Annotated in this window: 21 protein-coding genes and 1 tRNA gene; 7 read left to right on the top strand and 15 right to left on the bottom strand. The window is 73.4% G+C overall.

The features are described 5' to 3' along the window. Positions 1 to 32: 32 nt before the first annotated feature. Positions 33 to 161, top strand: coding sequence for an LPFR motif small protein (locus tag BS73_RS40450; protein ID WP_265736872.1), 129 nt, complete (start codon positions 33 to 35; stop codon positions 159 to 161). A gap of 76 nt (positions 162 to 237) precedes the next feature. On the opposite strand, the gene BS73_RS22435 is transcribed toward BS73_RS40450, so the two are convergent. The 3 genes from BS73_RS22435 to BS73_RS34935 form a co-directional block, all read right to left on the bottom strand. Beyond that, entirely contained in the window at positions 238 to 1,203 is a 966-nt protein-coding gene (locus tag BS73_RS22435) for an LLM class F420-dependent oxidoreductase (protein WP_037575208.1), read from the bottom strand. 48 nt (positions 1,204 to 1,251) lie between these two features. Beyond that, entirely contained in the window at positions 1,252 to 2,502 is a 1,251-nt protein-coding gene (locus tag BS73_RS22430; RefSeq protein ID WP_084704825.1) for a DNA polymerase III subunit beta family protein, read from the bottom strand. Positions 2,503 to 2,863: 361 nt separating this feature from the next. Beyond that, positions 2,864 to 3,181: a hypothetical protein gene (locus BS73_RS34935; protein ID WP_152617686.1), complete on the bottom strand. Its 318-nt coding sequence runs from the start codon at positions 3,179 to 3,181 to the stop codon at positions 2,864 to 2,866. A gap of 7 nt (positions 3,182 to 3,188) precedes the next feature. On the opposite strand from BS73_RS34935, the gene BS73_RS34930 reads away from it, so the two are divergent. Beyond that, positions 3,189 to 3,551 carry a hypothetical protein gene (locus BS73_RS34930; RefSeq protein ID WP_051940284.1) on the top strand — a complete coding sequence of 121 codons (363 nt, stop codon included), beginning with the start codon at positions 3,189 to 3,191 and terminating at the stop codon, positions 3,549 to 3,551. A gap of 7 nt (positions 3,552 to 3,558) precedes the next feature. Then, on the top strand, positions 3,559 to 4,185 hold the full coding sequence (locus BS73_RS22420; protein WP_037575205.1) for a class F sortase: 627 nt from the start codon (positions 3,559 to 3,561) through the stop codon (positions 4,183 to 4,185). Here the strand turns inward: BS73_RS22420 and BS73_RS22415 are convergent. Beyond that, positions 4,175 to 5,884: an ABC transporter ATP-binding protein/permease gene (locus BS73_RS22415; protein ID WP_037575202.1), complete on the bottom strand. Its 1,710-nt coding sequence runs from the start codon at positions 5,882 to 5,884 to the stop codon at positions 4,175 to 4,177. The genes BS73_RS22420 and BS73_RS22415 overlap by 11 nt on opposite strands. Here BS73_RS22415 and BS73_RS22410 point away from each other — a divergent pair. Further along, positions 5,875 to 7,440: an aminotransferase class V-fold PLP-dependent enzyme gene (locus BS73_RS22410; RefSeq protein ID WP_235215494.1), complete on the top strand. Its 1,566-nt coding sequence runs from the start codon at positions 5,875 to 5,877 to the stop codon at positions 7,438 to 7,440. The genes BS73_RS22415 and BS73_RS22410 overlap by 10 nt on opposite strands. Positions 7,441 to 7,578: 138 nt before the next feature. Here the strand turns inward: BS73_RS22410 and BS73_RS22405 are convergent, their stop codons facing one another. Together BS73_RS22405 and BS73_RS22400 are read right to left on the bottom strand one after the other, a co-directional pair. Next, positions 7,579 to 8,805: an alpha/beta hydrolase family protein gene (locus BS73_RS22405; protein WP_037575200.1), complete on the bottom strand. Its 1,227-nt coding sequence runs from the start codon at positions 8,803 to 8,805 to the stop codon at positions 7,579 to 7,581. A gap of 159 nt (positions 8,806 to 8,964) precedes the next feature. Then, positions 8,965 to 9,777, bottom strand: a complete 813-nt coding sequence (locus BS73_RS22400) for an SAM-dependent methyltransferase (protein ID WP_037580654.1) — start codon at positions 9,775 to 9,777, stop codon at positions 8,965 to 8,967. Between the two features lie 101 nt (positions 9,778 to 9,878). On the opposite strand from BS73_RS22400, the gene BS73_RS22395 reads away from it, so the two are divergent. Next, the gene (locus BS73_RS22395; RefSeq protein ID WP_051940280.1) at positions 9,879 to 10,544 is read left to right on the top strand and encodes a TetR/AcrR family transcriptional regulator; all 666 of its coding nucleotides are present in this window, start codon (positions 9,879 to 9,881) and stop codon (positions 10,542 to 10,544) included. On the opposite strand, the gene BS73_RS22390 is transcribed toward BS73_RS22395, so the two are convergent. The 3 genes from BS73_RS22390 to BS73_RS22380 all read right to left on the bottom strand — a co-directional run bounded on the left by BS73_RS22390 (position 10,510) and on the right by BS73_RS22380 (position 15,404). Beyond that, positions 10,510 to 11,250 carry an SDR family NAD(P)-dependent oxidoreductase gene (locus BS73_RS22390; RefSeq protein WP_037575197.1) on the bottom strand — a complete coding sequence of 247 codons (741 nt, stop codon included), beginning with the start codon at positions 11,248 to 11,250 and terminating at the stop codon, positions 10,510 to 10,512. The two genes, BS73_RS22395 and BS73_RS22390, sit on opposite strands and share 35 nt — an antisense overlap. 166 nt (positions 11,251 to 11,416) lie before the next feature. Next, entirely contained in the window at positions 11,417 to 14,329 is a 2,913-nt protein-coding gene (locus BS73_RS22385) for a S53 family peptidase (protein WP_037575194.1), read from the bottom strand. Positions 14,330 to 14,762: 433 nt separating this feature from the next. Beyond that, a complete protein-coding gene (locus BS73_RS22380; protein ID WP_037580652.1) occupies positions 14,763 to 15,404 on the bottom strand; it encodes an MBL fold metallo-hydrolase in 642 nt (213 codons plus the stop codon). A 97-nt stretch (positions 15,405 to 15,501) separates the two neighbouring features. Here BS73_RS22380 and BS73_RS22375 point away from each other — a divergent pair, with 97 nt between their 5' ends. After that, positions 15,502 to 15,927, top strand: a complete 426-nt coding sequence (locus BS73_RS22375) for a MarR family winged helix-turn-helix transcriptional regulator (RefSeq protein ID WP_037575190.1) — start codon at positions 15,502 to 15,504, stop codon at positions 15,925 to 15,927. A 205-nt stretch (positions 15,928 to 16,132) separates the two neighbouring features. Here the strand turns inward: BS73_RS22375 and BS73_RS22370 are convergent, their stop codons facing one another. From BS73_RS22370 to BS73_RS22350, 5 genes are all read right to left on the bottom strand, one after another. Next, positions 16,133 to 17,191, bottom strand: coding sequence for a DUF4041 domain-containing protein (locus tag BS73_RS22370; RefSeq protein ID WP_200886721.1), 1,059 nt, complete (start codon positions 17,189 to 17,191; stop codon positions 16,133 to 16,135). A 533-nt stretch (positions 17,192 to 17,724) separates the two neighbouring features. Next, complete coding sequence (locus BS73_RS22365; protein ID WP_037575185.1) at positions 17,725 to 19,002, bottom strand: hypothetical protein; 1,278 nt, start codon at positions 19,000 to 19,002, stop codon at positions 17,725 to 17,727. 390 nt (positions 19,003 to 19,392) lie between these two features. Further along, positions 19,393 to 19,764 (bottom strand): helix-turn-helix domain-containing protein, encoded by a 372-nt coding sequence (locus BS73_RS22360; RefSeq protein ID WP_037575182.1) that lies wholly within the window; start codon positions 19,762 to 19,764, stop codon positions 19,393 to 19,395. Continuing rightward, entirely contained in the window at positions 19,761 to 20,141 is a 381-nt protein-coding gene (locus tag BS73_RS22355) for a type II toxin-antitoxin system RelE/ParE family toxin (protein WP_037575179.1), read from the bottom strand. Before BS73_RS22355 ends, BS73_RS22360 begins: the two co-directional genes overlap by 4 nt. 378 nt (positions 20,142 to 20,519) lie before the next feature. Beyond that, positions 20,520 to 20,602: transfer RNA gene (locus tag BS73_RS22350), tRNA-Tyr, on the bottom strand. 166 nt (positions 20,603 to 20,768) lie between these two features. On the opposite strand from BS73_RS22350, the gene BS73_RS22345 reads away from it, so the two are divergent. After that, positions 20,769 to 21,257, top strand: a complete 489-nt coding sequence (locus BS73_RS22345; protein ID WP_037575176.1) for a YajQ family cyclic di-GMP-binding protein — start codon at positions 20,769 to 20,771, stop codon at positions 21,255 to 21,257. Here the strand turns inward: BS73_RS22345 and BS73_RS22340 are convergent. Then, positions 21,244 to 22,308, bottom strand: a complete 1,065-nt coding sequence (locus tag BS73_RS22340) for an ArsR/SmtB family transcription factor (RefSeq protein WP_037575172.1) — start codon at positions 22,306 to 22,308, stop codon at positions 21,244 to 21,246. The two genes, BS73_RS22345 and BS73_RS22340, sit on opposite strands and share 14 nt — an antisense overlap. Positions 22,309 to 22,342: the final 34 nt, after the last annotated feature.

The raw sequence follows: 22,342 nt of genomic DNA, 5'->3' as shown, positions 1-22,342 counted from the left end.
TCCACCCGCAGGACGACAGCGAAAGGACAGTCGTGTTCACTGCCATCGCAGACATTCTCCGCAGTATCGGCCATGCCGTGGCCGTCGTCGTCACCCTGCCGTTCCGGCTGGTCGCCCGGCTCTTCGGCGGGGCCTCGGACACCGCCCACGGGCGGATGTAGCGGAGCCGGCGGATCCAGCGACCCCGAGCACAGCGGCCCGGCCGACCGGCCGGGCCGCTGTGTCGGCTCCAGTGACCTACAGCGACCTGAGCGCGGGGAGCAGCTTCTCCTCCGCCCAGCCGAAGAACGGCTGCTGGGCGTCCCCACCGACCTGGACCAGGGCGACCTCGTCGAAGCCGGCCTCGGTGTAGGCGCGGACCGCCTCCACGAAGCGGTCCACGTCGTCACCGCAGGGGATGCCCTGGGCCACGTCCTCCTTGGTCACGAACTGGGTGGCGGCGTCGAACGCGGCCGGGCCCGGGAGCTCGGCGTTCACCTTCCAGCCGGTGCCGAACCAGCGGAACTGGTCGTGGGCGCGGGCGATCGCGGTGTCCCGGTCCGGGTCGTAGCTCACCGGCAGCTGGCCGACGCGGGGCTTGCCGCTGCCGCCGTGCCGGTCGAAGAGGTCCAGCAGCCGCTGCTCCGGCTCGACGGCGATCAGCAGGTCCGCGAGCCGGCCGGCGAGCCGGCAGGACTGCTCGCCGGAGACCGCGATGCCGATCGGCGGCGGCTCGGCCGGCAGGTCCCACAGCTTGGCCGAGTTCACCTGGTAGTGCTTGCCCTCGAAGTTCACGTAGCCGCCCGCGAAGAGCTCGCGGATGATCTGCACGGCCTCGTCCAGCATCTCGTGGCGGACGTCGACCGGGGGCCAACCGCCGCCCACCACATGCTCGTTGAGGTTCTCCCCGGCCCCCAGGCCGAGCCGGAAGCGCCCCTCGGAGAGCAGCTGGACGGTCGCCGCCTGCTGGGCCACCACCGCCGGGTGGTAGCGGCGGATGGGGCAGGTCACGTACGTCATCAGGGGAATGCGGGAGGTCGCCTGCGCGGCCGCGCCGAGGACGCTCCAGACGAAGGGCGCGTGGCCCTGACTGGCCAGCCACGGCGAGTAGTGGTCGGAGGCGACGGAGAAGTCGAAGCCGGCCTGCTCGGCCCGGACTACGTCGTCCACCAGCTGCCGGGGGCCGGCCTGCTCGGTCATCATCGTGTATCCGATTCGCACCATGCGGGCGCGGATTCCCGGAATGCCCGGAGCGAAACGGCGACCACCCGATCAGTCGAGGCTGACCGGCATCAACAGGGAGAGCGGCTCGGCGGCGTCACCGGCGGCGTCACCGGGGGTGCCCTCGGCGGCGCCCTCGGCGGCGCGGAGGGCCAGGGGGGCGACCGGACCGCCGAGTTCGAGGGTCAGCTGCTCGCGGCCGGCGGCGGCGAGGGCCTGCAGCAGGTACTCGCGGTTGACGCCGATCGCGAGCTCCGCATCGGCGACCCGGGCGTCGCCGGGGGAACCGGCGACGGTGAGGGCGCCGGTGCCGTCCAGGACCAGGACGCAGACCTCGGGGAGGTCGGGGAGGTCGGGGGTGAGGGCCGCGGCCAGGTCGGCGGTGGTCACCGGGACCCGGTGCCGGGGTTCGTGCCGCAGCAGCCGCCGGTAGTCGGGGAAGTCCAGGTCGAGCGGCTGACCGGAGGCGGAGCGCGGGCCGACGGTGACCGTCACCCGGTCCGGGGAGATCCGGAGCTCGGCCTCCTCCCGGGGCTCGTCCGCGGCCTCCTCCCGGGCCTTCTCCCCCGCCGTCGGCCCGAGGAGGGCTCGGACGGTGTCCGCGAAGGGGGCGGGCAGCAGGGCGGAGACGGCCGGGCCGTGGATCCTGCCTCCCCCGGCGCGGCCGACGGCGAGCCGGTAGCGGTCGGTGGCGGCGGTGCGCAGCAGGCCGTCCGCGTCCAGGTCGATCAGGACGGCGGAGAGCATCGGCAGCTCGGGGTCGGTGCCGACGGCGAAGCGGACCGCGTCCAAGGCGGCGGCCAGTCGGGCGGCGGGCAGGGTGAGTACCGTACCGGGGCGGTCGGTCGGGGCCATGGGGGTGTCCTCCAGGTCGAGTTGGGAGCGGACCGCGGAGAGCTCCCGCCGGGCGGCGGCCAGGCCGTCCTCGAGCCGGGTCAAATGGGCGTCGAGCAGGGCGTGCGCCTCGGCCCTGGCCTCGCCGGGCCCGGCCGCGCGGGCGGCCAGGACGCGGCGGATGTCGGCGAGCGGCATCCCGACCCGGCGCAGCCGGGCGAGCAACCGGGCCTCGGCCAGCTGGGCCGGCGCGTACCAGCGGTAGCCGGTGTGCCGGTCCACCTCGGCGGGGACCAGGACGCCCGCGCCGTCGTAGAAGCGCAGGGCGCTGACGGTCAGGCCGCTGGAGCGGGCCGTCTCACCGATGCCGAGCAGGGACGGGGCCGGGCCCGGAGCGGGGCTCGGGCCCGCGCCCGCGCCCGGGTCAGGGCCCTGGTCGGGGGACTCGGTATGCGTCGTTCTCTCCACGCCGATCACTCTGGAGGCTCAAGCCGGTCGAGGGTCAATCCCCGTCGAGGGGCGAGCGAGGATCCGTCGAGGGGCAAGCGAGGGTATCCGCCCGGATCGGTCCACACCCAGGCCGGCGCTGATGACCGCCAGGCGGGCCCGGCGGTCGGCGTCCCGTTCGCGGCCACGGGCGGCCACGCGCGGGCGCGGGCTGGTCCTGACGCTGCGTCAGGGGGCGGACGACGGCCGACGGACCCCTTGTCGGGCGGTGTGTGCGGCTGGAACGCTCGTAGGGTTCATCAGCCGTGGCGCCGCGGGAGGTCCTCCGCATGCACCCGCACCTGAAAGCGCGACCGCGTCCCCGTCTCCGTCAGCGTGCCCGTCAGCGTGCCCGCTCCCGCCGCCGGGCGGTGCTCGGAGCGGCGCTGCTGGCCGGGGTCCTGGCGGGCCTGCCGGCCTGCACCTCCTCGCCCAATCGGAACGCGGCGGCCGCGGCCTCCGTGTCGGGTTCGGTCTCCGGCTCGGCGTCTGGGTCCCCGGGGTCGGCCTCGGCGTCGGCCTCGGCCTCCGGCGGCTCGGGGTCGCCGAGCCCCAGCGGGTCCGCCGGCGGGTCGCCGAGCGGCAGCCCCAGCCCCTCGGCCTCGCACGCGGCCGGGGTCAGCGTCAAACCCGACCCGGCCACCACCGGGGAGTACGTCACCCTCACCGTGACCGGCTGCCAGAGCACCGGCGGGATCGGCTCCTCCAACGCCTTCAGCGCGGACGCCCCGCTCTCCCCCGCGGCCGGCGGCGGGGACGTGCTGACCGGCAACACCACCGTCAAGTCCGACGCCCAGCCCGGCACTTACACGGTCACCGCGACCTGCAGCGCCGGCGGCACCGAGACCGGCAGCCTGACCGTGATGGGCGCGCCGCCGTCCACCGGGCACATCGGCACCGGCGCGGGCGGCAGCGTCACCCGCGGCTTCAGCCCGGCGTACGCGCTGTTCGGGGTGGTGCTGCTGGTGGGCGGCCTGGGCTCGTGGTGGCGCAAGCGGCCGCGCTCCGGCGGCCCTGGCCGCGGGCGCTGACGGACCGGTGAGCGGGAGCGGGGGCCCGGAGAAGGGGCGGCGGGACCGGCGGACGGCGCTGCTCGTCGCGGCGGCCGGGGCGGTGCTGATCTGGATGGCCGGGCACGGGGGGCTGCAGATCGCCCCCCAGCCGCCCGCCTCGGCGGGGCGGCCGCAGTCCGTCGACGGGCGGGGACCGCTGCCCGCCTCGGCGCCCGAGCGGGTCCGGATTCCGGCCATCGGCGTGGACGCGCCCACCACCGTCCTCGGCCTGGCCTCCGACGGGCAGCTGGCCGTACCCGCGTACCGGGAGGCGGACCGGATCGGCTGGTACCGGTACTCCCCCGTGCCCGGCACCTCCGGGACCGCCGTCCTGGTCGGCCATGTGGACACCCCGACCGGCCGGGCGGTCCTCTACCACCTGGGGCAGCTGCGGCCCGGGGACCGGATCCTGATCGACCGCAGGGACGGCAGCACGGCCGGCTTCACGGTCACCCAGGTGTCCGCGTACCCGGACAGCGCGCTGCCCGCCGGCCGGATCTACTCCGTCCAGGGCCCTCCCGAGCTGACCCTGATCACCTGCGGCGACGGCTACGACTCCGCCGCCCGCCGCTATCTGGGCAACGTGGTCGCCTACGCCCGGCTCACCTCCTGACCGCGCGGCCGCACTTGCGGGCCAGCACCAGCCAGGTGGCGGCGAGGAAGAGGAGGGCGTAGCCGCCCAGCCAGGCCCAGCCCACGGCGGCCGAACCGGTGAAGGTGCGGCCGTAGGAGGCGAGCAGCGGCGGGCCGAGCGGGGAGGAGCCGTGCGCCCACAGCGCGTCCAGACCGATCCCGCGCCCCAGCGACTCGTACGCCCAGCGGTTGGTCATCGCCCAGCTCACTCCCGAGCCGACCGCGCCCATCTGCGGCACCGGTACGAAGGCGCCGGAGAAGAGCACCTGCGGGAAGCAGAGCAGCGGCAGCATCAGGGTGGCCTGGCCGGGGTCGGAGACCGCGGCCGAGGAGAGCAGCCCGAGGGTGAGGGCGCCGGCCGAGGCCAGCAGGGTGCTGACGAAGAGGGAGCCGTAGACGCCGCTGGAGGCGCCGGGCAGCCGGTCGGTGGCCCGCAGCACGAGGAGGAGGAGGGCGTCGGCGGCGGCCAGGATCGGCAGCAGCAGGGTGATCTTCGAGGCCAGGTAGGGGCCGAGGCGCAGCACCGTTCTGCGCTCGCGACGGACGATCGGCAGCTCGGTGCAGATCTGCAGCAGCCCGTAGGTCAGCCCGAAGAAGAAGGCGCCGAAGGCGATCCAGAACATGATCATCGCCGTGGTGCCGGGGTTGTCCGAGCCCGGCGAGAAGGCGTGCGGGCGGAAGAGCATCGCGAACATCGCGGCGATCATGATCGGCGAGCCGACGACGACCGCGGCGGAGAGCCGGTTGCGGGTGAGGATCGCGGCGGCCCGCCGGGTGAGCAGCCACCACTGCCGGAACGCGCCGGGCGGGCGCCCGGGGGGACCGGCGGCGGGGGTGTCGGGGCCGGCGGGGGTGGCGGTGGTGGCGGTGGTGCTGGTGGTGCTGGTGGTGCTGGTGGTGCCGGGCAAGGCTGGGGTGTCGGGGGCGCCGGGGATGACGGGGGTGGCGGCGGGCAGGACGGAGGACGCGGAGGCGGCGGGCGCCGGGACGGACGGCGAGGCCGAGTGGTCGATCCCGTAGACCTCCTCGATGCCCGGCACGCCGAAGGCCTCGGCCAGCTCGTCGGAGGGGCCGCGGTAGACCGGCCGGCCGTCGGCCAGGAAGAGCACCTCGTCCGCGTGGGCGAGGTCGGCCGGGTTGTGGGTGGTGAGCGCGACCGTGGTGCCCGAGGCGGCCAGCCTCCTGAGCACGGACAGCAGCCGGGCGCCGGAGGCGGGGTCGAGACCGGAGGTCGGCTCGTCCAGGAAGAGCGCCCGGGGCCGGGTCAGCAGCTCGACGGCGATGCTGGCGCGCTTCCGCTCGCCTCCGGAGAGCCAGCCCACCCGCTGCCCGGCCCGGGCCGCCAGGCCGAGGGTGGTCAGCACCCGGTCGACCGCCGCCGCCACCTCGCCGGCCGAGCTGCCGGCGGGCAGCCGCAGCCGGGCCGCGTAGGTCAGCGTCCTGGCCAGCGGCAGGTCGAGGTGGACGATGTCGTCCTGCGGGACGAAGCCGATGGTGCCGGGCGGATGCCCGGAGGCCAGCTCCTCCAGCAGGGTGGTCTTGCCCGCGCCGCTCGGCCCGGCGATGGCCAGCATCGTGCCCGGCGGCACGTCCACGTCCACACCGCTGAGCAGTTCCCTGCCGTCCCGCAGCCGCACCGAGAGGCCACTGGCCGCTATCCGGAGCCCCTGTGCTCCCATTGCATCCCCCACTCCCCCGCGAGGACGAAGCCGGTGACACTATAAGCGGCCCGAAAAAGCGACGAACAGTACGGGGGGACAAGGCAGTTGAGCATCCACGAACCGAGCGCGCAGCGGCTGGAGGCGAGCGCGGAGCGCTTCGCCCGGCTGCGCTCCGACGAGTACGCGTACCTGGACGAGCAGGGGCAGGTCTACCTCGACTACACCGGCTCCGGGCTCCCCGCCCGCTCCCAGCTGGCCGCGCACGCCGAGCGGATCAGCGGCGGCTGCTACGGCAACCCCCACTCCGACAGCCCCGCCTCCGCCGCCTCCACCACGCTGGTCGAGGCGGCCAGGGTGCGGGTCCTCGAACACCTGGGCGCCGACCCCGCCGAGTACGCGGCGGTCTTCACCGCCAACGCGACCGGCGCCTGCCGACTGGTCGGCGAGGCCTTCCCGTTCCGCCGGGGCGGGCGGCTGGTGCTGCCGCTGGACAACCACAACTCGGTCAACGGCCTGCGGGAGTTCGCCAGGGCCGGGCACGCCCGCGTCGTCCCGGTGCCCTTCGGCTGCGAGGAGCTGCGGATCTCCGACGAGGCGATGGCCGAGGCGCTGAGCGGGGGACGCGGGCGGCGCGCTCGGGGCGGGCGACGTGCGGGGGCGGCCGGCTCGGCGGGGCCGGCCTGCTGGCCTACCCCGCGCAGAGCAACTTCACCGGCGTCCAGCACCCCCTGGAGTGGATCGAACTCGCCCACCGCCACGGCTACGCCGTACTGCTGGACACCGCCGCCTACCTGCCGACCAACCCGCTGGACCTCTCCGCGGTCAAGCCCGACTTCGTCGCGGTCAGCTGGTACAAGGTCTTCGGCTATCCGACCGGCGTGGGCTGCCTGGTGGCCCGTCGGGACGCGCTCCGCCTGCTGCGCCGGCCCTGGTTCTCCGGCGGCACCATCCATGTGGTGAGCGCCCAGGGCGGCTGGCACCGGCTGGCCGAGGACGAGTCCGCCTTCGAGGACGGAACGCTCAACTTCCTCTCCATACCGGACGTGGCGGTCGGGCTCGACCACCTCGCCTCGATCGGCCTGCCCGCCGTCAACGCCCACGTCCGGGAGCTCACCGGGCGGCTGCTCGCCGGGCTGCGGGGGCTCCGCCACAGCGACGGCGCCCCGCTGGTCCGGGTCTACGGGCCGCAGGACACCGACCGCCGGGGCGGCACCGTCGCCCTCAACGTCACCGACCCCGGGGGCCGGGTGGTGGACGAGCGGGCGGTCGGCCGCGACTCCGCCGCCCGCGGCATCTCGCTGCGCACCGGCTGCTTCTGCAACCCCGGCGCCGGCGAGGGCGCGTTCGGCCTCTCCCGCCGCCTGCTGCGCGGCTCGGTCGGCCGGATGTCGGGCACCCTCGACGACTACCTGGAACGGCTGGGGATGCCCTCCGGAGGAGCCGTACGCGTCTCCCTCGGCCTGGCCTCCTCCCCGGACGACGTCGACGCCTTCCTCCGCTTCGTCGAGGACACCTACCGCGACCGCCCCGCCGAGGAGGCGGCGGTAAGCCTCCACCCCCGACTCCGCTGCTGACGGCGGGCGTGGCCGGGGGCCGCCGCTGAGCCACCTCCGGGAGTTCGACGCGTGGGGGCGGGCCGATGCTGGTCGGCGGCGCGGTGCTGAGATCCAGCCGCCCGTGGCCGTGGGTGGTGCGGGCTAGGGGTGTTGGAATCATCGGGGGGGCTGGTCGAAGACGAGTTCTGGGGTGGTGGGGGTGGGGCCGTCGAGGAGGGGCTGGGGGACGGCCTTGAGGTGGAGGGTGAAGAAGGCGGCGACGCACTCGCGGGTGAGCTGTTCGGCGCGGGGCGAGGAGATGGTGCCGTCCACGCCGGGGATGCCGGCCTCGTCGGCCAGTACCGGGATGTCGGTGAAGCTGACGTGGTCGGTGCCGGTGACGGTGATCCAGCGCTTCCAGCCGTCCAGCCTGGGCCAGGCCGTCGACCAGCTGGGCTCGCCGCCGTTCACGCCGTGGTCGGCCGGGTTGCCGAGGAGGAGGAAGGGGCGGCCGCCCAGGCCGCTCGCCGGCACCTGGTCGAAGAAGGCGCCGTCCAGGTCGATCCCGGCCCGGAAGCGGGCGTCGCCGGCCATGGCGGCCATGGCCGCATCGCCGCCGAGGGAGTGGCCGGCCACGCCGACCCGCCTGCGGTCGATCAGCCGCGCGTACGGCCAGACCGGCCGCGGACCGGTCAGCTCGTCGAGGACGAAGGAGAGGTCGAGCGCCCGGCTCCGGGCGATCGCCGCCGGGTCGGCGGAGGCGTCGTCGCAGATGGCGCAGCCGACGGTGGTGCCGTCCGGGAAGGTGGTGCCGCTGTCCTCGTAGGTGTGGCCGACGAGGGCGACCACGTAGCCCCGGCTGGCCAGGTCCACGGCGAGGCCGGTCAGGGTGGCCCGCGGCAGCTCGAAGCCGGGCGAGAGGAGCACCAGTGGGAAGCGCCCGGGCGCCGGGCGGGCCCCGAGGCGGGCGTACGTCCTGGCGTCGGCCAGCGCCTGGGCGGGGAAGGCCGATCCGGGCGCCTGGGCGGCCAGGAAGAGCCGGGCCTCGGCGGTCGTCAGGTACGGCGCGGGCGGGCCGCCGCCGGGACGGGCCGGGTAGAGCACCGAGACCATCAGCCGGCGCGGGCCGGCGGAGGGCACCCAGGGGTCGCGGCGGTGGACGTCGACCATCTCCAGCGTGCTCTCCCCCACCGCGTACGGGCCGGTCGGCCGGGGGAGGGCGAGCTCGGTGGAGGCGGCCCGCGCTGTGGCGGCGGTGCCCGCGGCGGCGCCCACGACGGCGCTCGCGGCGGGGCGCGGGGCCGCGGTGGCGTCTCCGCTCGTGGCGAGGACGGAGGCGGAGAGGACGGTTGCGGAGAGGACGGCCGCGAGGGCGGCCGCCGGAGCCGTGCGACGGATACTCATGCCGCGAACGCTAGGAGCGCGCACGGCTCCTGACGTCGGCTCAGCAGAGTACGCCGGCCCCGGAACGTTCCCCGGGCCCGGGCGGCCCGGCCCCTAGGGGAGCCGCACCCCGGAGCTCAGGGCTGCGGCCGGGGCTCAGGGGATCAGGGGATCAGGGGATCAGGGCTTGCGGGCGAGGCCCGCGTAGGCCATCACCTCGTGGTCGGCCAGGGCCGGGCCCTTGCCGAGCTCGGGGTGCCAGCGGTTGATCAGGACCACGCCGGGGTCGTCGAGCTCCAGACCGGTGAAGAAGCGCTCCACCTGGGCGCGGGTGCGCAGATGGTTCTCGATACCGGCCTCCGCGTAGCGGCGGGAGGCGATCTCGGCGCGCTCGGGAGCGGAGTCCGCGGTGCCGGCGGTCAGCGCCAGGAAGCTGCCGGAGGGCAGAGCGGACACCAGCTCCCCGACGATCGGCAGGACCTTCTCGTCGGACATGAAGTGGACGATGTTGATCAGGGTGAGCGCCACCGGCCGGTCCAGGTCCAGCGTCTTGTGGAGGACCGGGGCGTCCAGGAGCCGTCCGGGCTCGCGAAGGTCGCCGTCGATGTACGCGGTGCGGCCCTCCGGGGAGCTGGTCAGCAGCGCGCGGGCGTGGGCGAGGACGATCGGGTCGTTGTCCACGTACACCACCCGGCAGGCCGGGTCGGTGCGCTGGGCGACCTCGTGGAGGTTGGGCTCGGTGGGGATGCCCGTGCCGATGTCCAGGAACTGCCGGATGCCGTGGGTCTCGGCCAGCCGCCGGACCATTCTGTGCATCACGGCCCGGGCCGCCCGCGCGGAGGCGCGCGAGCCGGGCCATTCGCGCAGGATCTGCTCGCCGGCCTCGCGGTCGGCGGGGAAGTTGGTCTTGCCGCCGAGGAAGTAGTCGTAGACCCGCGCGGAGTGGGCGCGGTCGGTGCGCAGATCGACCCTCGGCGGGGGCGTGTCGGGCATCTTCATCCCCTGCTCTCTCCGAACCCGCGTTCACCGTCGGAAACAACTGAACCACAGCTGAGGGCCGGATGGGACGGCTGAGCCGGGACTAGAATGGACCGATGAGTACATTCAGCGGGGGCCGCGTGCTCACCAGGAAGGGCGCCGCGACCCGGCTGCGGATCATCGAGGCGGCGGCCGCCGAGATCCGCGAGCGCGGAGCGCACACCACCACGCTGGACGACGTCTGCCGGCGCAGCGGCACCGGCAAGAGCCAGCTCTTCCACTACTTCCCGGACGGCAAGGAGCAGTTGCTGCTGGCGGTGGCGGAGTGGGAGGCCGACCGGGTGCTGGAGGACCAGCAGCCCTACCTCGGCGAGCTGACCAGCTGGCCGGCCTGGGAGCGGTGGCGGGACGCGGTGGTCGAGCGCTACCGGCGGCAGGGCGTCCACTGCGCCCTCGGGGTGCTGGTCACCGAGATCGGCCGCAGCACGCCGGCCGCGCAGGCCGTCACCCGGCAGCTGCTGGAGCGGTGGCAGCGCGAGGTCAGGACCGGCATCGAGCGGATGCGGGCGAGCGGCGCGATCACCCGCGACCTCGACCCGGACCGTGCCGCCGGCGCGGTGATCGCCGCGATCCAGGGCGGGGTCACCATCCTGATGTCCACCGGTTCGGCGGAGCACCTGGAGTCCGCCCTCGACCTCTGCCTGGCCTACCTCCGGGAGCCGGCTCCGGCGGGCGCCCCCGAGCGGCTCAGGTCAGATGGAGCCCGCCGTCCAGCACGATGACCGCGCCGGTGAGATAGCCGCCGGCGACCACCGACGCGACCTGGTCGGCCACCTCGGAGGGCCGGGCCGCCCTGCGCATGGGCGCGCGCTCCCGCCACAGCTCGTGGGCCGCCGCCCAGTCCCTGGTCATCGGCGTGTCCACCAGCCCCGGCGCCACCGCGTTGACCCGCACCTCGGGTCCGAGCGCCACCGCGAGGAGCCGGGTCACATGGTTGAGCGCCGCCTTGCTCGCCGCGTACGGCACCGAGGAGCCCTTGGGGCGCACCCCGGCGTGGCTGGTGATGTTCACGATGCTGCCGCCGCCCGGCGATTCGCGCAGCGCCGGCACCGCCGCCGTGCACAGCACCCAGGGCGCGATCAGGTTGACCTCCAGCAGGTGCCGCCAGGCCGCCGGGGTCGCCGCGGCCAGGTCGTCGTGCGGGATCGGCCGGCTGACGCCCGCGTTGTTCACCAGCACGTCCAGCCGCCCGTACCGGTCGAGCGCCGCCTCGACGAGCCCGCGGGCCTCCTCCTCCACCGCGAGGTCCGCCCGCAGGTAGCACCCGCCGAGCTCGGCGGCCAGGGCCTCCCCGGTCTCGACGCTGCGCCGCGAGTGGACGACGACCCGCATCCCGTCCGCCGCGAGCCGGCGGGCCACGGCCTCGCCGATCCCGGAGGTGGAGCCGGTGACCAGGGCGACGGGGCGGTCCGGCTGTTCGATCTCCATGCCCGCCGATCCTGCCACGGCGGGCGGCGGCAGCGGGCGCCGGGAGCGTGCCGCGGCAGCGGCGGAAACCCAGCCCGGGCCGGGACGCGGAACGGCGCCGCCACGAGGCTCCGTGGCGGCGCCGTTCGCCGCAGGGCTTCCGCCGGCTACCCGGCGGTCGATCGCCCTACTTGAAGTAGCCGTTCACGTCGACGCTGACGTCGGCGCCGGTGCTGACGTACAGGTCGATCTTGCCGTCCGAGCCGACCGGCACGATGACCTGGTTGGTCGTCTGCTGGCCGCCCTTCCACAGCGTGGCCGAGGTGTCGACGCGGGTCCCCTTGTCGTCCCAGACCTCGATGTAGCCGCCGCCCGGGTTGGTGCCCGCGCTGACGTTCAGCTCGACCGCCTTGACCCCGCTCGGGATGCCGTCCACGCCCGCCACCGGAATGACGCTGGTGGTCCCGGCGGTGAGGGTCTGCCGCCACAGCCGGCTCGGGGCCACCGGGGTGAGCTCCTTGCCGGTGGAGCTGAAGTAGCCGAACACGTCGGCCAGTACGTGGGTCTGGCCGGAGACCGCGATGTCGACGTTCCCGTCCGAACCGACCGGGACGGCCAGCAGGTTGGTGCGGGTCGGCACCGCGGAGTCCCAGTACATCTGCGACAGGCTCGGCTTGGTGGCCCCGTCCGCGTAGGCGGTGAGGCTGCCGCCGCCCACGCCGTTCAGCGTGGAGACGTTGAGGACCACGGCCGTGACGCCGGACGGGATGCCGTCCTTGCCCGCCACCGGGAAGGTGATCGTGCTGTTGACGATCGGGGTGCGGGTGGTGACGCCGACGGCGTTCCGGGTGTCGAGCAGCCGGGCGGGCGAGACCGGGGTGTAGGAGTCGCCCGACTCGTCGGTCGAGTAGTAGCCCAGGACGTCGACCGCGAAGGTGCCGGACTGGCTGGAGTAGAGGCTGGCGTAGCCGTCGGCGGCCACCTGGACCGTGGCCGTCTGCTTGCGCGCCACCGAGGTGCCGGTCCACTCGGAGGTGACCACGGTCGGGCGGGCCATGCCGCGCGGCCACATGGTGGTCCAGCCGGAGCCGCCGGTGCCGGTCACGGTGATGTTGACCAGGACCGCGGAGACTCCCTTGGCCGGGATGCCCCCGGTGCCGGTCGCCTTGACGGTCGCGGTGGTCTTCGCGGACATCTTCAGCCCGGAGGCGACCCGGACCGGGCCGGCCAGCTGGTGGAAGGTGCCCCGGCACAGGGCGTTGGCCAGCGCGGCGGTCTTCGGCGAGCCGAGACCGGAGGCCTCGTCGTAGCCGGTCCCGGCGCTGTACGTGCCGCTGCCGTCACCGCTGATGTCGTTGTTGCCGACGGTGATGTCCCGGAAGGAGTCCGAGTAGTTCGTCTTCGCGGCCCGGTACAGCACGTCGTTCAGGTAGCCCGCGCGGCCGCCGGCCAGGCAGCCGGTCGTGCTGTCGGCCTGGGCGATCGCCGCCGCCCAGGTGGGCGCGGCCCCGGAGGTGCCGCCGATGATGCCGACGACCTCCTGGTTGTAGTCGGTGTCGCCCACCGTCCGGTCGGTGTAGATCAGCGGGTAGCCGCTGTCCGGGTCGCCGAGGGCGGTGACGTCCGGGACCGCGCGGCCGGAGACGGAGGTGAAGCCGCTCTGGAAGGACTGCGCCGGCCAGAGCTTGGAGACGCCGCCACCGCCGCCGCCGTTGTCGGTGCCCGAGTTCCACACGGTCTCGGTCAGCGAGGAGCCGAGGCCCTGCATCTTCGTGCCGCCGACGCCGGTGACGTAGGGCTGCGAGGCCGGGTCGTCGACCTGGAAGCTGGTGTCGTTGCTGACGCCCGGGTTGTAGCAGTCGCTGGAGCCGGAGTCACCGGACGCCGCGACGAAGCTCTGGCCCTGGGCGGCGGCCTTCTGGAAGAGGGTGTTCTCCGCGCCGAGCATCTGCGGGTCCGAGGTGTTCACCTCGGTCTCGCAGGCGCCCCAGCTGGAGGAGATGACCTGGGCGCTGTCATCGCTGATGATCTTCGAGTAGGTGTCCAGGACGTTCTGGTCCGTGGCGTTCTGCGCGTCCGGGCCCATGTAGTCGTGGATCGTCGCGCTCGGCGTCAGCGCGATGAGGTCCTCGATGTCGAGGAGCGACTCGATGCCGTCGTTGTAGTTGTCCGGCGTGATCGTCGGACCGCCGTCCACCGACGTGTAGTTGATGGCGGTGTGGGTGCCCAGGCAGCCCTGCCACTGGTTCAGGCTGGTGTGGTCGACGTTCTCCAGCTCGAAGACCGCGACCGTCACCCCCGCGCCGGTGCCGTAGGCGTGCGGCATGTCGTAGGCCGAGGCCAGCGAGGCGGGGCTGTAGTAGTTCTTGGTGTCGGTCTTGCCCCAGCTGCTGAAGGCCTGGGCCGCGTTGGAGCAGAAGACCGGGGCGGTGGCGTTCGAGCCCAGCGTCCGGCCGGCCGTGCCCGAGGCGATCGGCGCGCTGCCGGCGGGCTTCGCGTGCGAGACGTAGCTGCTGACGTCGTTCAGGCCGACGATGCCGGTGACCTGCGAGGCCACGTCGGCCGGCAGCGCGGGGGCGGCGGTGGTCACGAAGCCGCGCTTGCCGTTGGCCAGCGAGACGTTCTCGAAGCCGGTGTCGAAGGCCTTCGCCGCCTGCGCGGTGGTGGCGGTCACCGGGATGGAGAGGCGGTCGGCGCTCACCGTGCCCGGCGTGAGGCCGGCCTTGCGCAGCGCGGCCTTGACGGCGTCGACGGTCTGCTGGGTGGGTCCGAACGCGGGCCCGAACTCGCCGTCCGCCAGGTAGTGGTGGTACTGCGGGCTGCCCGGGGTGGTCGTCGCCTTGATGAAGTCCGCCAGCGCCTGAGGGTCACGCGGCTTCAGGTTGACGGTCATGTGCAGCTCGGTCGAGGACGACGTGGCACCGGTCGTACGGGCACCGAGCGGGATGTGCGGCGTGGAGCCGATGCGCTTCGGGGTGGTGTCGGCGTGGGCGCCGGCTCCCCCCGCGAACGGAGCGGCTGAGGCGACCGGGGTCGCGACGCACAGAGCCGCGGCGATGCCTGCGGATATGAGCGCGACCCGTCCGGCCCTGTTGGCCATGCGGGATCTCCTAGGACGTGGTGACGCCGCGTCAACCACACGGAACACGGGACGACGGCGTCGAAACCGGCTCGCGAAGGCGGGCCGGGTATCCCCCGAAAGTGAAACGGGAGATCTTTCTACCAGTCCCGATCAAGCCGCAGGACAGGAAGCGCACAGCCGTCCGAAAACGTTATGGCACCGAAACTTCACAACGGGCCGGGGGCGGGGCGGGGGTCGCATCGCAGGCCAGAAGGCCTGCGAGGAACGCTTGTTCGCCCCATGTGCCGGATATGGGGCGAACGATTCCGTCACCGGAGCGTCACGTTCGCGCGGGCGGCTCGCAGCGCGCCCTGCGCCGCGTCCTGCAACGCGGCCTGCGCTGCGCCCTGAGCGGCGCGCCCTGAGCGGCGCCCTGCGCTGCGCGCCCTGAGCCGCGCGCCCTGCGCCGCCGTCAGAGGGACGTAGAGGCGCCCGCGGCCAGACGTCCGTAAGGAGCCCCGATCCCCGGGCCGTTGTCGCCCATCAACCCGCCGACCATAGCGGTGCCGACGTCGTTGAGGGCTCCGTCGTGGATGGCGTAGGCCTGCCTCGGCGCCACCGCGCGGACGTAGTCGATGAGTTGGCCGGTGGTGGACCAGGGGCCGTGGACGGGCAGCAGCAGGGTGTCGACGGTGGCTCCGTCGGGGACGGTGAGGGCGTCCCCCGGGTGGAACACGGCCTCGTCGACGAGGAAGCCGACGTTGCCGATCCGGGGGAGGTCGGGATGGATGGGCGCGTGCCAGGTCCCGTAGACCCGCACGTCGAAGCCGGCCGCGGCGAAGGCCTCCCCCTCGCCGACGGCGGTGACCCGCCCACCGAGGCCGTCCAGGAGCCGGGCCACGGAGGCGTTGGCCCAGATCCGCAGCGCCGGGTTGCGGCGGGCGGCCTCGCGGAGCCGCTCCTCGGAGAAGTGGTCGAAGTGCTCGTGGGTGACCAGGACGGCGTCGGCGCCGTCCAGAGCGTCGGGCTCGGTGAGGCCGCCCGGGTCGATGACCAGCCGGCGCCCGTCCTTCTCGACCCGGACGCAGGCGTGGCCGAACTTGGTGAGACGCATCCTCATGCTCATGGCTCTGCTCCCGCTTCCTTCTCCGCATGGTTATCTACAACCTGGTTGTACATATAGGTTACACACCATGGGTAGGATCGGGACCATGGACGATGAGGCGCTGGCCGAGGAGCTGCGGCAGACGATCGGCGAACTGGTCCGCGCGGTGCGGGCCGCGGACACCATGTCCCCCGGGGAGGCCGCCATCCTCGGCCACCTCGACCGGGGCGGCCCGCACACCACCGCCGACCTCGCCCAGCTGCGCGGCGTCACCCACCAGGCGGCGGCCAAATCCGTGAAGGAACTCCTCGGCGACGGCCTGGTGCGCGCCGAACCCCACCCCACCGACGGCCGCAAACTCCTGCTCCACATCACCGAGACCGGCCGCGCCCGCCTCACCCGGGAACGCGCGCAGCGCGCCGACTGGCTCAACACCGCCATCCGCACCGCGCTAGACCCCGCCGAACAACAGCAACTCCGCCGGTGCGTACCGCTACTGGCCCGGCTGACTAGCGCCATCACCGGGCGGTAGGCGGGCGGGGCTGGGGCGGGCTGCGGCGGGGCGGCGGGGCGGCGGGCGACCACGGCGCGGCTGCGGCGGGGCTCACGTCACCGCTCCGCCCTGCCCGACGTCGAGCGTCCGACACCGCGAACGGGCCGGGCCCGACGTCTCGTCGACGCCGCGGACGGTCCGGCAGCCGGCGCAAGGCCGTCCAGCCCGACGAGGCGGCGCGAAATCAGCGCGGTGTCTGCGGCGGCCCCGCCGGCCCCGTCGGCGGCCAGTTGGCGCGGCTCTGGAAGTACTCGCCGGCCTCCGGCTGCTCGGTGTACTCCAGCAAGCCGCCGACCTTCTCCGCCAACAGGTCACGGACCTCGGTCGGCGTCGCGAAGAAGAACTCCCGACGGGTGTTGACCCAGTTGACCCGGCGGTCCGCCAAGGCCTTGTGGAGCTGGTCCTCAAGGGTGACCGCGTCGTCCGAGAAGAACAGGGCGTGCACGTCGAACTTGAACGGAACCGAGGCGTCGCCCAGTTCGCGGACCCTGTCCATCGGTTCGAGCCGCCGGGTCATGCCGACCTTGACGATGCCCGGCCCGAAGGCCCCGATGTTGGAGATCACGTATACGTACCCCGCGCGGATGTTAGCGATCCGGTAGTCGTTGGCGGCGATCGCCTGCTCGATCTCGGCAAGGCGCCCGGCCAGTTCCGCCGCCGCCTTGTCGTCGCCGTTCGCCCGCAGCGAGTCGAGCACGGTCGCGTAGTGACGACGCTCCTTCTCCAACCGCTCCTTCTCCGCCGCCAGTTCGGCCTCGGCACGGCGCTGTTCGCGGAGCAGCGCCCGGGCCTCACGGGCCTTCTCCCGCTCCTCCTGGAGCTTCACCTGGTAGTCCGCCGTCAGTTCGAGCTCGGCGACCCGCAGCGCGTGGTACTCGGGATTGACCCGCATCTCCATCATCGTGCCGAGCCGGTGGATCGCCGCGACCGCGGAGTCCAGACGCCTCTTCGCGGTCGAGATGTTGCCCGACCTCAGCGATCTGACGCAGTTGTCGGCCTCGGCGTTGTAGGCCCGGAGCATGAGCTTCGAGAGATCGGCCACCATCCGCCGCCCCTTGGCCAGTGAGCCGTCGAAGGTGAACAGGTCGGCGGCCAGCACGGCCGTGCCCGCCTTGACGAACTCGTCGACGCGGTCTTCGAGCTCCTTGAGGCGGCTCTTGTACGCGGCCGCGTCCTCCAACGGGTGGTGGTAGCGGTAGATGCCGACGTCCTGCAGCACCCGCTGATCACTCAACTCGATCACGCCCGAACCATCCCGGGCGTTCTCCGGCCGCGAACGGACTGCGGCGGTCGCCGAAAGCTCCGCTTCGAGTTGTGCGACCCTCGCCCGCAGCGATGCCAGCTCCCCATCCGGGCCGGGGCCTGCGGACGGCGGGGCGGAGGGAAGGCTGCGGGTCCCCCGTGCCCCCTGATCCGCCGCCACGCGGCGGGGCTTCGCGATGACGAAGTCCTCGTCGTCCGCCGAGGCCTCGCGGCCGGCTGGGGGCTCGCCCCCAATCGGCCTCTCGCCCCTGGTCGGCTCCTCGCCGGCAGTCGGCTCCTCGCCGGCCGTCGCGTCGTCCCGGCTCGTCCGGCCCTCGTCGCCGGCCGGAGCCAGGTCGCCGGCCGGAGCCAGGTCGCCGGCCGGAGCGACGTCGCCGCCCGGAGTCTCGTCGTCCACCAGGAGCTGCCAGCCCTCCGGGGGCGTCGGCCAGCTGGGATCGGGCTTCCATCCCGCGGGCGGCAACCAACCCGGTGGCGGAGTCGGCCAGCCGGGCGGCGAGTTGAAGCGCATCCTCACTTCCTTCGCGCGCGGACGCCCCGGCTGGTGTCGGCCGGAACGAGGTCGAACGGCGACTTCGAGAGTGCCGCGCCCAGGTGGACCAGCGTCTCCCGCGGGACCACGTTGGCCAGGTCGAACGTCAGGAAGGTGTCCCGGTCCACGGCCACCACCACGAGCGGCACCGTGCCCGGCCGTCCGGTGGCGGGGAGAACCGTCTGAACGGAGACGGTGAGGGAGATCGAGTGGATCTTGCCGGCCCGATCCGCCTCGAAGACCTCGTGGATGGTGCGCACCGCGACCTGCCAGACGGCGTTCGCGTACCGCGCCTTCTGCTCCCGTATCGGCAGGTCGACCGAGGTGATCTCGTCGGAGGCCTTCACCCAGCGGTACGCCTTCGTCGTCGGCACGGCGGAGGGGACGGGGACCGTCACGGCCAGGTCGAGCTCACGGCTGGCCAGGTCGAAGGAGTAGTCGTGCTCGACGGGGAAGTGGTCGGGATACACGGAGTTGGCGAGCACGATGCCCACATAGGTCGTGATCGCGTCCTCGAGGTCGAACGCCAACCCGTTGATCAGAGTGTCCAGCTCCGCGTTTCGGGCGTTCGCCTCCTTCTTCCGTGCCTCGCACTCCTTGACGTACCGATCCTGGGCCCTGCTCAGCCTGGCCGTTCGGTCGGCCTCCATCCGCTCGCGCTTCGCGAGCGCCTCCCGGTACCACTGCTCGGCCGAGGCCCGCTGGCCCTCCCATGCCGCCATCTGCTGCTGGTGCGCCTGCCGCGCCGCGTCGACGGCGGCCGCGTGCCGCTTCTTGCCTCCGAAGGTGCTGGCAAGGCCCTTCGGGGCAGCCGGCTCGACGTACACCGGCATGGGCGCCACTGTCGGGAGGGGGACCTCGGGGCTCGGACGGTCGAGCCCTTTCGGGTCGAACGGGGGGTGCTGCACGACGATCTTCAGCGATTCGAGGTCGACGTAGTCATCGACGGAGAGGGTCCACTCCAGCAGGCCGTCGATCTCCTTCAATTCGCCGGCCAGGCGCGAGTTGAGCTCGGCGACCTTCGCCTGCTGGGCCTCCCCGTGGAGCCGCTCGGCCTCGCGGAGCATCGCCTTCTGCTGAGCGGCGTCGGCCCGGGCGGCGGCAGCCCGGGCGCGCTCCGCCTCGCGCTGAGCGCGCTGTGCTTCACGCACGGCCTTGTTGTACGCGCGGAGCTGCGCGGCCTCCTGCTGTCTGCGCTGCTTCTCGACCTGCTGACGCTGGTACGCCAACTCCGCGAAGAACCCTCGACGTCGCCCCATGGCGCACCGCCCCTTCCCCCATCCCCTGCGCGACCCTCACCGGCCCCGCCGGTGCTCCGGTCACATACGAAATCCTGGCAGAGGGAGCGGAGGCGCGTCCACGACTTCTCCATATCTAAGACTGCATATGACATCCCATGGCGATGGCGACGCGGAGGAGCGCCCAGAGAAGCCTGGACGTGACCCGCCCCGGCGAGGCGGGCTTGCCGGGAAGCGCACAGCGGGAGAAGGCGCTGCGTACTACTGCCTCCTGACGAGCTTCGTCGCGCTCATAGCGCCCGGAAGGAGACGAGGTTGTCCCGACGCATGAGGGGGGACTCAAGTCATCCACAAAGCTCGTGAGCACGCCAAGGGCCCTTGGCCCTCGCCTCCGGCCCCCGGCAGGGGTGATCAGGCTACGGAGGCCGCGCCTCCCGGTCCCGACGCGGGCGGGTCGTCGGGGTGGTCGTGGGGATGGAAGGCGAACGCCGAGGCGTCGCCGTCCAGGTCGATGGTCAGCGCAGCGTCCAGCGCCTGTGCCAGGCGGGTCAGCAGCGGCAGCGTGGGCACCGAGTCGCCGCCCTCGATGTTGGAGATCTGCGGCTGCGTCATCCCGGCCCGGCGCGCCAACTCGGTCTGCGACAGTCCGAGTTCGCTGCGCCGGTCGTACACCGCCTGGCCGAGCGCGAACGCGTGCCCGGCCTCGACGTAGGCAGCGGACTCCTCGACCGCCTCCCCCAGCAGCCTCCTGCTCCGGCGGGTCCGCCACTGCTCATGGTTCATCGCCGCTCCTCTCCACTCCGGGCCCGGTCGTAGCAGTGCTCGGCCGGCCCGTGCTCCGCCTCGCAAGTCTTCTGCGCCAGTCGGGCCCGCTCCACCTCGGCCGACTCACGCTGCCGCGTCTTGCGGAAGACCGTCAGCAACACGATCCGCCGGACCGGAGCCAGCCAGTACGTCACCCGTACGGCGTTCCCATCCATCACGAACCGCAGCTCACGGACCTTGCCGCCCAGATGCCGCGAATACGGCTCACCCAGGGTGGTCGGCGCCGCGGCGAGCATGTCCGCAGCCCGCTCCACCTTGTCGTACTGCGCATCCGAGAGCAGCTCCAGCCACTGCCGGACCTCCGGCTCGATCTCGACCTGCCACCACTCGGCCACGCACCCACTATATAGAAATCCCTATAGCCATGGGTCATACCCGGGCCGGGCTGGGCGGCCAGGTGTGCCCTATCACCGGAAACTCCCGCCCTGCCCTCCCCCGGCCAGGATCCGCTTCCACGGTCGTCGGCGGAACGCAGGTCAGGCTCGGGGTCGGGGCCACCGCGAAGCACGCCATCGCGCTCAGCTCTGGCGTAGTCCTACGAGCGGGCGATCATCCCCCGCCGTTGATCAACCCCGCCGGATCCGCCTCGCCGCCCGTGCCCCTCGCGTGCCCCAAGAGGCGGTGACTGACGGGTGGCCACGGGAACTCGCGGCGCCTGAACATGCGAAAGACCCTTGAGCATTGTTGCTGGTCAAGGGCCTTTGGCCGTGCTGTGGCGGGTGCAGGGTTCGAACCTGCGTAGGCGTAAGCCGACAGATTTACAGTCTGCTCCCTTTGGCCGCTCGGGCAACCCGCCGGGAAGTGCCGTTCGGGGCGCCGGCCCCTTGCGACGTCGTAAACCATACCTGATCCGGGGGGGTGCTTCGCCACTCGGCTTACGGGGCCGGAGGGGCGGCCGGGACGGGGGGCGGCACTAGGCTGTGGCGCGCATCCATTCATCCGGGCAAGGAGACATCAGGATCATGGCCGACTCCAGTTTCGACATCGTCTCGAAGGTCGAGCGGCAGGAGGTCGACAACGCGCTGAACCAGGCCTCGCGCGAGCTGGCGACCCGCTACGACTTCAAGAACACCGGCGCCTCCATCGCCTGGTCCGGCGAGAAGATCGAGATGAAGGCGAACGGCGAGGAGCGCGTCAAGGCGATCCTGGACGTCTTCCAGGGCAAGCTGGTCAAGCGCGGGATCTCGCTCAAGGCGCTGGACGCCGGCGAGCCGCAGCTCAGCGGCAAGGAGTACAAGATCTTCGCCTCCATCCAGGAGGGCATCTCCCAGGAGAACGCCAAGAAGGTGTCGAAGATCATCCGGGACGAGGGCCCGAAGGGCGTCAAGGCGCAGATCCAGGGCGAGGAGCTGCGGGTCACCTCCAAGTCGCGGGACGACCTCCAGGCGGTCATCGCCCTGCTCAAGGGCAAGGACCTGGACTTCGCCCTGCAGTTCGTCAACTACCGGTAGTCGTACCGGAGTCGGGGCCGTCGGCGAGGGCCGTGCCCAGTGGGGTGCGGGTGTAGAGGACGCGGCGGCCCACGCGGTGGGAGGTCAGCAGGCCGGACTCGGTGAGGACGGCGAGGTGGGCCGAGACCGAGGACGGGGCGAGGCCGTGGCGCAGGGCCAGGTCCGTGGTGGAGGCCGGCTCGGCCAGGTCGCGCAGGAGTGCCGCCCGGGTGCCGCCGAGGAGGCGGCCCAGCCCTCCGTCCCCAAGCGGCTCGGACGCGGGCCGGGCGGCGGTCGCCGGCGCCGGGCGGGGCTCCGGCGGGGGCTGCCAGAGGTCGCCGATCCCGCGGGCGGGGTAGATCAGCGTGGGCTGCCAGCGCGGGTCGAAGCCGCTGAGGGCGTCCGGCCAGACGAAGACGCTGGGCATCAGCAGGATGCCGCGGCCGTCCAGGTCGCGCTGGTCGTGGTGGCGGGAGTCCAGGGTGAGGACGTGCCCCTCGGACCAGTCGAGGCCCGGGTGCAGCCCGGCGAACATCCCGTCCAGGCCGGAGCGGGCCAGCTCCCTCGCCCGGTGGGCGACGTCGGCCTCCAGGACCGAGCGGACCCGCGGCCAGTCGGCGCGCAGCAGCGCCTCCCAGGCCTGCTCGGTGAGGTCGGCGAGCAGCCGTACGGCGGCGGCCGGGTCGGCGAGGAGCGCACGGCCGGCGGGCGAGTCGGCCGCGCCCGGGGTGCAGGCCAGGGCGCGGGCCATCTCCTCCCGGGCGACCTCCGGATCGGTGGCCCGCATCCGCTCCAGTTCCTCGCCGAAGCCGGCCGCGGCGGCGTACCGGCTGGTCGGGGGCGGGCCGAGGAAGTCCGGGGTGTAACCGCCCGGGGGCGGCATCAGCAGCCGCAGCGGCGCGAGGTCGAGACGCTCGACGGCCGGACGGACCCGCCGCAGCCAGGGCAGGTGGTACGGGTGCCGGCCGGGCCGGTGCAGCGTGCGGACCGCCTCGTGGGTCTCGCAGAGCGGGGAGACCGCGAAGCGGCAGCGGGTCAGGTCTTCGGCGCCGAGGCGCATCAACAGCGGCATGGGGCGGGACCGTCCGGATTCGGCTGAGGCCGAA

This window comes from Phaeacidiphilus oryzae TH49 (assembly GCF_000744815.1).
Taxonomy (GTDB): domain Bacteria; phylum Actinomycetota; class Actinomycetes; order Streptomycetales; family Streptomycetaceae; genus Phaeacidiphilus; species Phaeacidiphilus oryzae.
The sequence above is the reverse complement of the archived record's forward strand: the minus strand, read 5'-3'. Positions and strand labels throughout refer to the sequence as shown.

What these genes read in the sequence shown, in the direction of transcription:
- BS73_RS22435 (WP_037575208.1), bottom strand. Translation starts at nt 1,203, where the DNA reads ATGGTGCGAATCGGATACACGATGATGACCGAGCAGGCCGGCCCCCGG.
- BS73_RS22415 (WP_037575202.1), bottom strand. Translation starts at nt 5,884, where the DNA reads ATGGGAGCACAGGGGCTCCGGATAGCGGCCAGTGGCCTCTCGGTGCGG.
- BS73_RS22405 (WP_037575200.1), bottom strand. Translation starts at nt 8,805, where the DNA reads ATGAGTATCCGTCGCACGGCTCCGGCGGCCGCCCTCGCGGCCGTCCTC.
- BS73_RS22400 (WP_037580654.1), bottom strand. Translation starts at nt 9,777, where the DNA reads ATGCCCGACACGCCCCCGCCGAGGGTCGATCTGCGCACCGACCGCGCC.
- BS73_RS22395 (WP_051940280.1), top strand. Translation starts at nt 9,879, where the DNA reads ATGAGTACATTCAGCGGGGGCCGCGTGCTCACCAGGAAGGGCGCCGCG.
- BS73_RS22390 (WP_037575197.1), bottom strand. Translation starts at nt 11,250, where the DNA reads ATGGAGATCGAACAGCCGGACCGCCCCGTCGCCCTGGTCACCGGCTCC.
- BS73_RS22385 (WP_037575194.1), bottom strand. Translation starts at nt 14,329, where the DNA reads ATGGCCAACAGGGCCGGACGGGTCGCGCTCATATCCGCAGGCATCGCC.
- BS73_RS22380 (WP_037580652.1), bottom strand. Translation starts at nt 15,404, where the DNA reads ATGCGTCTCACCAAGTTCGGCCACGCCTGCGTCCGGGTCGAGAAGGAC.
- BS73_RS22375 (WP_037575190.1), top strand. Translation starts at nt 15,502, where the DNA reads ATGGACGATGAGGCGCTGGCCGAGGAGCTGCGGCAGACGATCGGCGAA.
- BS73_RS22365 (WP_037575185.1), bottom strand. Translation starts at nt 19,002, where the DNA reads ATGGGGCGACGTCGAGGGTTCTTCGCGGAGTTGGCGTACCAGCGTCAG.
- BS73_RS22360 (WP_037575182.1), bottom strand. Translation starts at nt 19,764, where the DNA reads ATGAACCATGAGCAGTGGCGGACCCGCCGGAGCAGGAGGCTGCTGGGG.
- BS73_RS22345 (WP_037575176.1), top strand. Translation starts at nt 20,769, where the DNA reads ATGGCCGACTCCAGTTTCGACATCGTCTCGAAGGTCGAGCGGCAGGAG.
- BS73_RS22340 (WP_037575172.1), bottom strand. Translation starts at nt 22,308, where the DNA reads ATGCCGCTGTTGATGCGCCTCGGCGCCGAAGACCTGACCCGCTGCCGC.